Source organism: Microcystis sp. LE18-22.4A, assembly GCF_027531105.1.
Taxonomy (GTDB): Bacteria; Cyanobacteriota; Cyanobacteriia; order Cyanobacteriales; family Microcystaceae; genus Microcystis; species Microcystis aeruginosa.
The window spans coordinates 1-7,012 of the sequence record NZ_JAPZRB010000254.1; the positions used below are offsets into that span (position 1 = coordinate 1).

General features: G+C 44.4%; 10 protein-coding genes and 1 pseudogene. 7 read left to right on the plus strand and 4 right to left on the minus strand.

Annotation, left to right across the window (positions count from 1 at the left end):
• Positions 1 to 513 precede the first annotated feature (513 nt).
• Both atpD and atpC read left to right on the plus strand, forming a co-directional pair.
• A complete protein-coding gene (gene atpD / locus O9295_RS11720) occupies positions 514 to 1,962 on the plus strand; it encodes a F0F1 ATP synthase subunit beta (RefSeq protein ID WP_002737987.1) in 1,449 nt (482 codons plus the stop codon).
• Positions 1,963 to 2,036: 74 nt separating this feature from the next.
• Positions 2,037 to 2,453, plus strand: coding sequence for an ATP synthase F1 subunit epsilon (atpC, locus tag O9295_RS11725; RefSeq protein ID WP_147070145.1), 417 nt, complete (start codon positions 2,037 to 2,039; stop codon positions 2,451 to 2,453).
• Between the two features lie 463 nt (positions 2,454 to 2,916).
• Here the strand turns inward: atpC and O9295_RS11730 are convergent, their stop codons facing one another.
• Positions 2,917 to 3,240, minus strand: coding sequence for a 30S ribosomal protein PSRP-3 (locus O9295_RS11730; protein ID WP_002760450.1), 324 nt, complete (start codon positions 3,238 to 3,240; stop codon positions 2,917 to 2,919).
• 103 nt (positions 3,241 to 3,343) lie between these two features.
• Between O9295_RS11730 and mutT the strand changes: the two genes are divergently transcribed.
• The 3 genes from mutT to mraY are packed head-to-tail and all read left to right on the plus strand — an operon-like array spanning position 3,344 to position 5,139.
• Complete coding sequence (gene mutT, locus O9295_RS11735) at positions 3,344 to 3,766, plus strand: 8-oxo-dGTP diphosphatase MutT (protein WP_125731339.1); 423 nt, start codon at positions 3,344 to 3,346, stop codon at positions 3,764 to 3,766.
• On the plus strand, positions 3,763 to 4,026 hold the full coding sequence (locus O9295_RS11740; RefSeq protein WP_002735746.1) for a DUF3134 domain-containing protein: 264 nt from the start codon (positions 3,763 to 3,765) through the stop codon (positions 4,024 to 4,026). Before mutT ends, O9295_RS11740 begins: the two co-directional genes overlap by 4 nt.
• Before the next feature lie 45 nt (positions 4,027 to 4,071).
• On the plus strand, positions 4,072 to 5,139 hold the full coding sequence (gene mraY, locus O9295_RS11745; RefSeq protein WP_288033045.1) for a phospho-N-acetylmuramoyl-pentapeptide-transferase: 1,068 nt from the start codon (positions 4,072 to 4,074) through the stop codon (positions 5,137 to 5,139).
• Here mraY and O9295_RS11750 read toward each other — a convergent pair whose 3' ends face one another.
• Positions 5,140 to 5,463: a HesB/IscA family protein gene (locus O9295_RS11750; RefSeq protein WP_288033046.1), complete on the minus strand. Its 324-nt coding sequence runs from the start codon at positions 5,461 to 5,463 to the stop codon at positions 5,140 to 5,142.
• Between the two features lie 186 nt (positions 5,464 to 5,649).
• Positions 5,650 to 5,754 (minus strand): annotated as a pseudogene (locus O9295_RS27380) (bluetail domain-containing putative surface protein); the annotation flags it as partial.
• Between the two features lie 76 nt (positions 5,755 to 5,830).
• On the opposite strand from O9295_RS27380, the gene O9295_RS11755 reads away from it, so the two are divergent.
• Both O9295_RS11755 and O9295_RS11760 read left to right on the plus strand, forming a co-directional pair.
• Complete coding sequence (locus tag O9295_RS11755) at positions 5,831 to 6,121, plus strand: type II toxin-antitoxin system Phd/YefM family antitoxin (RefSeq protein WP_002754869.1); 291 nt, start codon at positions 5,831 to 5,833, stop codon at positions 6,119 to 6,121.
• Between the two features lie 60 nt (positions 6,122 to 6,181).
• Positions 6,182 to 6,451 (plus strand): type II toxin-antitoxin system RelE/ParE family toxin, encoded by a 270-nt coding sequence (locus O9295_RS11760; RefSeq protein WP_230401259.1) that lies wholly within the window; start codon positions 6,182 to 6,184, stop codon positions 6,449 to 6,451.
• 177 nt (positions 6,452 to 6,628) lie between these two features.
• Here O9295_RS11760 and O9295_RS11765 read toward each other — a convergent pair.
• A partial coding sequence (locus O9295_RS11765; RefSeq protein WP_288033047.1) for a bluetail domain-containing putative surface protein occupies positions 6,629 to 7,012 on the minus strand: 384 nt, incomplete at its 5' end.

Consider the following 7,012-nt stretch of genomic DNA (forward strand, 5'->3'; position numbering starts at 1 on the left):
GAGTGGTCGGGGGGAAAATTCCGGGACTTTTTCCCTGAAAATTAGGTAATTTACCCGATGAAAATGGGTAAAACCCCACACCCCACACCCCACACCCTACACCCTGCCCCTAGGAAAAACTTTTTCAGCAGACCCTAGGTAGGTTTTTGGTTTCTGTGGTTAACCCCAATTTTAAAAGAGAGTTTCCCCTTAAAAATCCCAACCTATATCTTGAGCAATTAAACCCTCGACACTGTGGCCATCTTCTCCTTGAGACATGAGGTAACGTTCAATTAAAGGCAAACCCCTGTGTTTGTTAAGCAGGGAGCGGGAAGCGGGAAGCGGGAAGTGGGGGGAACAAATAAAATAATCTCCCGTCTCCGAGTCTCCTGACGACCGACTGCTGAGGGCTGATAGCGAAAATAACTGATCTGATCCCCTAGCGTGATAAGCTGTGTATTGGCTAATTTTACAAAAAATTAAGACTTTCCCCTTGTGGGAGTTATCAGCTAAAACCCAGAGTAGACATAAACAATGGTAGCGACAACAGAAACTAACGTTGGTAAAATCGTCCAGATCATCGGTCCTGTCATCGATGCCGAATTTCCCAGTGGCAAACTGCCCCGTATTTATAATGCCTTAACCGTAAAAGGAACTAACTCCGCCGGTCAAAATCTATCGGTTACTTGTGAAGTGCAACAGTTACTCGGTGATAACCAAGTGCGGGCCGTTGCCATGAGTACCACCGATGGTTTAGTGCGCGGCATGGATATCGTGGACACCGGCGCGGCGATTAGCGTTCCCGTGGGTAAATGCACCCTCGGTCGGATTTTTAACGTTCTTGGTGAACCCGTGGACGAAAAAGGACCGGTTAACGTCACCGAAACCTCTCCTATTCACCGTCCCGCTCCCAAATTAGTCGATCTTGAAGTAACACCGACGGTTTTTGAAACCGGTATCAAGGTAATTGACTTGCTCACCCCCTACCGTCAAGGGGGCAAAATCGGCCTCTTCGGGGGTGCTGGTGTGGGCAAAACCGTCATTATGATGGAATTAATCAACAATATCGCCATTCAACACGGTGGTGTCTCGGTTTTTGGCGGTGTGGGTGAAAGAACCCGCGAAGGAAACGACCTCTACAACGAGATGATCGAATCCAAGGTAATCAACGCTGATAACCCCGAAGACTCGAAAATTGCCCTCGTTTACGGTCAGATGAACGAACCCCCCGGAGCGAGAATGCGCGTCGGTCTCTCTGCTTTGACCATGGCCGAATATTTCCGCGATGTCAGCAAGCAAGACGTACTCTTATTTATTGATAATATCTTCCGTTTCGTGCAAGCTGGTTCGGAAGTATCGGCGCTCCTCGGTCGGATGCCTTCTGCGGTAGGATACCAACCCACCCTCGGTACTGACGTAGGCGACCTGCAAGAGCGGATTACCTCCACCAAAGAAGGATCGATCACTTCCATCCAAGCGGTCTATGTACCTGCGGATGACTTGACTGACCCCGCTCCCGCTACTACCTTCGCTCACTTGGACGGAACAACTGTACTATCCCGTGGTCTGGCTTCCAAAGGTATCTATCCGGCGGTAGATCCCCTCGGTTCCACCAGCACTATGCTCCAAGCTGATATCGTCGGTGATGAACACTACGGCACCGCTCGCGCCGTCCAATCTACCCTGCAACGCTATAAAGAGTTACAGGACATCATCGCTATTCTCGGTTTAGACGAATTGTCGGAAGAAGATCGTCTCACCGTTGACCGCGCTCGCAAAATTGAGCGTTTCCTCTCGCAACCTTTCTTCGTGGCCGAAGTTTTCACCGGTTCCCCGGGTAAATACGTTACCCTCGCTGATACGATCAAAGGCTTCCAGATGATCCTCAAAGGTGAACTCGATCGCTTACCCGAACAAGCGTTCTATATGGTCGGCAATATCGATGAAGCGATCGCTAAAGGCGAAAAACTCAAAAAAGGCTAATTAAAAGTCAGTAGTAACCGCGTTTAGCGGTTACTTAACCCAGAAATCTGCCAAAATTATCGTTATTATCACCAATGAGCATTACAGTACGGGTTATTACACCCGATCGCATTGTCTGGGATAACGTGGCCGAAGAAGTAATCCTACCCAGTTCCACGGGACAATTAGGTATTCTTAGCGGTCACGCTCCTTTATTAACTGCCCTGAATATTGGCGTAATGCGAATTCGACCGGGGAAAGACTGGGAAAATATCGCAGTTTTGGGCGGTTTTGCCGAAGTCGAAAATAATGAGATCAAAGTCCTCGTTAATGGGGCGGAATTAGGCTCAAAAATCGATAAAGAAAAAGCTCGCGCCGAATACGAACGGGCCCAAACTCGTCTCGATGAAGTCAGTAAAGGGGATGACCGTCGCAAAACTATCCAAGCGCAACAAGCATGGCGCAAAGCTCGCGCTAGATACCAGGCCGCTGGCGGTTTAGTATCGGTTTAAACCCAACCAAATCAAATTAAATTAAAGCAAAATCGGGCGGGTTTATATAAACCTACCCGATTCTTTTTCAGTTATCAGTTATCAGTTATCAGTTATCAGATTTGAGGTTTCAGTGAATACTGTTAAGTAGTCGTGCACAATTAATTTCCTAGTGAAGATAGGCAAGAGGCAAGAGGCAAGAGGCAAGAGGTGTTTAGATATGTGTAATTAATTTTGCTTAGGTACTTATTGAGAAGTTGCTGTTCTCCTACTGCTCGGTGATCACTGAAAAAGTTTCCTGTTTCCCGTTGCCTAAAACTGGAGATTTTGTAGCCCTCCATTAAGATAACTGCTAAGCTAAGACGCATTTAAAACGCTTATTCTTAGATTAGCCGAACCTTCCCCAATCCCTTGACTGTTGCCTTTTGACTCTTGCCTCTTGCCTCGTCTCAACAAGCAATTTAAATTACGAACAGCTTATAAATTAATTGCTACCACTAAACACAACTTCGGGGAATTTTAACTGTGCATCGGCCATGGGGATTTGTCGGCCTTGATTGCGTAACTCTTGCCAAAAATTAATTACTTCTGTGGCTTTGTTGAGAACATCAACGCGATCGGACTCATCAATCCAGTGTTTTGCTTCTAACTCCTCTTGCAGTTGTTGCCAAGCATCATTGCGCGGCCAGAAAAAATAAGCGGTGAGGGGGCTAGTTCCTTTGCCGACCACCTGATCCACAGCGATCGCTACGTTCTGATCTAACCACAATACTTTTAAAATAAACTTTGATTCGGAACTGACTGTCATTGTTAATCGTTAATCGTACAATTCTCGATTATATCATCTTTTGACTCAATTTTCCGCAGTCAGTTTTTAACTATTTTTTCCTATTTTTTCGCCAATAACCGCTATGATTCCCGAAACAGACTCTTTACCCTGTAAACAAATCGGTGTGGCCGTAATTAGAGATGATCGAGATTTAATTTTAATCGATCGCCGTCTAGCCAAGGGACTCTTGGGCGGTTTTTGGGAATTCCCCGGTGGCAAAATCGAAGGCAATGAAACGGTACAGGAATGTATTAAACGGGAGGTATTAGAAGAAATTGGCATTGAAATCGCAGTGGATAGTCATTTAATCACCATCGATCACACCTATAGTCATTTTCGGGTTAATCTACAAGTATATAACTGTCGTTATCTCAGTGGCCAAGCAAGAGCGATCGAATGTGAAGAAATCCGCTGGGTAACTATCCAGGAACTAGATAATTACACTTTCCCCGCGGCCAATCAAGAGATTATCAGAGCCTTAAAAGACATGGTAAACTCGAAATGATTGCTGTTAATCGTCGAGTGATTATGCTTAATCCTTCTATTCGTCAAGAACCCCGCTACGAACCGGCCGCGGTTATTCCCCTAAAAAAAGACGCTTCCATTGTCGAGTGGTTAGAAAAAAATAATCGCATGATTCCCCGGGATAAAATCGCCGAACCAGATCTCACTCTCGAAGAAGATGTGGAACTATCTGAACTCATGGATGTCGATGATATCGGTTATGATGACGACGAAGATGAATTAGTCTTAGATGAAGATTAATCCCGTCTTCTTTGGCAAATTTTACCCTTATCTGGCGCTTTAGTCGTGAACGCTAACATTTTTTCCGCCCCTATCTTTAAAAAACCCACTGGAACCCATCTCCTGATTCTACTAACGGGATTACTATTTCTGTTAGTAGTTTTTTTTCAGGCCACTAATTCCCTGTTACTGCCCCTGATGGCCACAACGTTAATCAGTGCTGGTCTTGGTTGTCAAGTAGTACCGATGCTACGGCGCTTGAAAATGGGTCAGATCATGCGCGAAGATGGACCCCAGGCTCATTTAAAGAAAGCAGGAACCCCGACAATGGGAGGCAGCTTTTTTGTGCCAGTAGCCCTTATTTTCGCTTTAATCTGGTCTAAATTCGCCCCTAATGTGGTGGCGGTTGCTTTGCTGACCTTTGTTTACATGGGTATCGGTTGGTTAGATGATTGGCAAATTCTGCGTTATAAGTCGAATAAAGGCCTATCTCCCCAGATGAAGTTAATTTTACAGATAACGGGGGCGGTGCTTTTTTGCCTCTGGATGTTGGTCAATCAGGTTAGTACCGATATCACCCTTTGGGGTCGATTAGTGATTCCTTTGGGCTTTTTCTTCTGGATTTTGGCGGGATTTGTCCTTGTGGCTGAAAGTAACGCCACTAATCTCACCGATGGGGTGGATGGATTAGCGGGGGGAACAGGTGCGATCGCTTTTTTGGGTTTAGGTCTTATTATCGCCCCTAGTCATCCGGATTTAGCGATTTTCTGCACTTGTTTTGCTGGTGCTTGTCTAGGCTTCATTTTTCATAACCGCAACCCCGCTAAAGTGTTCATGGGTGATACGGGTTCCCTCGCTTTGGGAGGTGCTTTAGCTGCAGTGGGTTTAATTACTGGACATCTCTGGGGATTATTTTTAATTAGTGGTCTGTTCTTTCTGGAATCTCTTTCGGTAATCGCTCAGGTTATCTATTATAAAGCCACAAAAGGACCCGATGGCAAGGGCAAAAGATTGTTAAAAATGGCTCCTTTTCATCATCATTTAGAATTAAGTGGTTGGACGGAAACCAAGATTGTGGGAGCATTTTATCTGGTTAATGCGCTTTTAGTTGTCTTGGCTATTTGGAGCAGTTAATTAAGTGCTAAAGGAAAGACCACAACCGCAGGTATTTTGGGTGTTGGCATTGGTAAAACGGAAACCACCACCCATGAGATCTTCTGAATAGTCTAATTTTAAAATTTGTAGGTAGCGATCGCTGTCAGGATCGACTAAAATATTAATACCCTGACTTTGATAAAAGCGATCATTTTCTGCCGCAATAGGGGTTAATTCGAGATGGTAGTGAAGTCCCGAACAACCACCGTTTTTTACTGCCAAACGCAGATAGGAACCACTCAGGCGACGGCTTTGACTCCAACGTTCAATTTCTCTAGCGGCGGCGGGACTTAATTCGATCATTGTTTTTGAGACTATTGTAATAATAATATCAAGTTATTGTGAAGTTATACCACAGTTGTTGTCAAACTTTATGTTAAGAAATATGTGACTAATGGATGGCGGGTGTAGCTGACAATTTTTAACACAGAAAACCGGTTTCTCCGAGAAACCCGTTTTCTAGGTGACTTAGAAGAAGAGCTTAGATACTTAAACAAAGAAATTACCCACTGTCAGGCTCCCTAAAGCTGGCAAAGCACCAGTAAATCCGGTGATATTTATTAATAAATCATTGCTGGATTGGAAGCCAGCCGTGAGAGGAGCGGGTATTTGTCACAGGGGAATTAATTTGTGGTAGCATACAATTAAATGCGTTTTGTCTGCTAGGATAATGCTCAACCTTTCAAAAGACATTCATTCTCTAACTGAGTTTAAACGAAACACGACCCGGTTCCTAGAGCATCTCAAACAAACCAAAGACCCTTTGGTGCTTACGGTTGATGGGAAAGCAGCACTCGTCGTGCAAGATGCGGAATCCTATCAGACACTTCTTGAAGCTGCTGAATTGGTTGAGACGCTTAAAGGAGTCAAGCGTGGTCTTGAAGAGATGAAGCAAGGCAAAGGTAAGAAGGCAGAGGAATTCTTCTCTGAATTGTTCGATAAGCTGGACAGTTCTCCATGAGCCAAAAGTATCAAGTGGTCATACAACCAGCAAGCACAACAGGGAATTGAAAAAGCCTATCTGTGGTTCAGTAAAGATTCTCCTCGAAAAGCGAGGTTGTGGCTAGAAGGATTGTACAAAGCAATTCTGTCACTAGAGCAAATGCCTTACCGTTGTTCACTTGCTTTTGAAAATAATTTCTTGGAGGAAGAAATCCGACAACTTATTTATGGTAAGGGACGTAGTGCCTACAGAATTCTCTTTACCATCACTGGCGATATTGTGCAGATTCTTTTCGTGCGCCACGTTGCACAAAAGCCTTTGTCAAGTCAAGAAGATGAAGAAGAGTAGAGGCCCATGGCATACCATTGTTGTCCTAAATTGTGACGGCAAAGTTTTGATAGGTAAGGTTATACCATTTTTATTTATTCGTGGCAGACATCTTACTGTCCTCTCCCAAAAAGGGAGAGGGGGTGTGGGTGATGGTAATTAACCATCTCTGCCATTACTTTAGAAAAAAGGTATTAATTAAACAAAGAAATTACCCACCGGAATGCTCCCTAAAGCTGGTAAAGTGCCAGTAAATCCAGTGATATTTATTAATAAATCATTGCTGGATTGGAAGCCAGCCGTGCTATCATTAATAACGAGGTAAGTTCCAGCTATTGCACCGGTTGTTACTTGCACTAAGGCGGCACTATTAACCCCTAATTCTTGATTACCTGTAGTGGCTCCATTGGCATCAGTAAATACTTGATTGACTAAATTCTGTAAAGTGGTGACAGTGCTATCAGCAGCGCGACTGAAACTACTAGGCGCATTCATGGCAGTTCCACCTTGAGTTAATAAGTCGATTTTATCACTATTGATGGCAAAATCTGTGATACTATCGCTTGCGGATATGGTAGATTG

Bases quoted from the DNA above. Each gene is read 5' to 3' on its own strand.
- atpD (WP_002737987.1), top strand. From the start codon at position 514: ATGGTAGCGACAACAGAAACTAACGTTGGTAAAATCGTCCAGATCATC.
- O9295_RS11730 (WP_002760450.1), bottom strand. From the start codon at position 3,240: ATGACAGTCAGTTCCGAATCAAAGTTTATTTTAAAAGTATTGTGGTTA.
- O9295_RS11750 (WP_288033046.1), bottom strand. From the start codon at position 5,463: ATGATCGAATTAAGTCCCGCCGCCGCTAGAGAAATTGAACGTTGGAGT.
- atpC (WP_147070145.1), top strand. From the start codon at position 2,037: ATGAGCATTACAGTACGGGTTATTACACCCGATCGCATTGTCTGGGAT.
- O9295_RS11755 (WP_002754869.1), top strand. From the start codon at position 5,831: ATGCTCAACCTTTCAAAAGACATTCATTCTCTAACTGAGTTTAAACGA.
- mutT (WP_125731339.1), top strand. From the start codon at position 3,344: ATGATTCCCGAAACAGACTCTTTACCCTGTAAACAAATCGGTGTGGCC.
- O9295_RS11740 (WP_002735746.1), top strand. From the start codon at position 3,763: ATGATTGCTGTTAATCGTCGAGTGATTATGCTTAATCCTTCTATTCGT.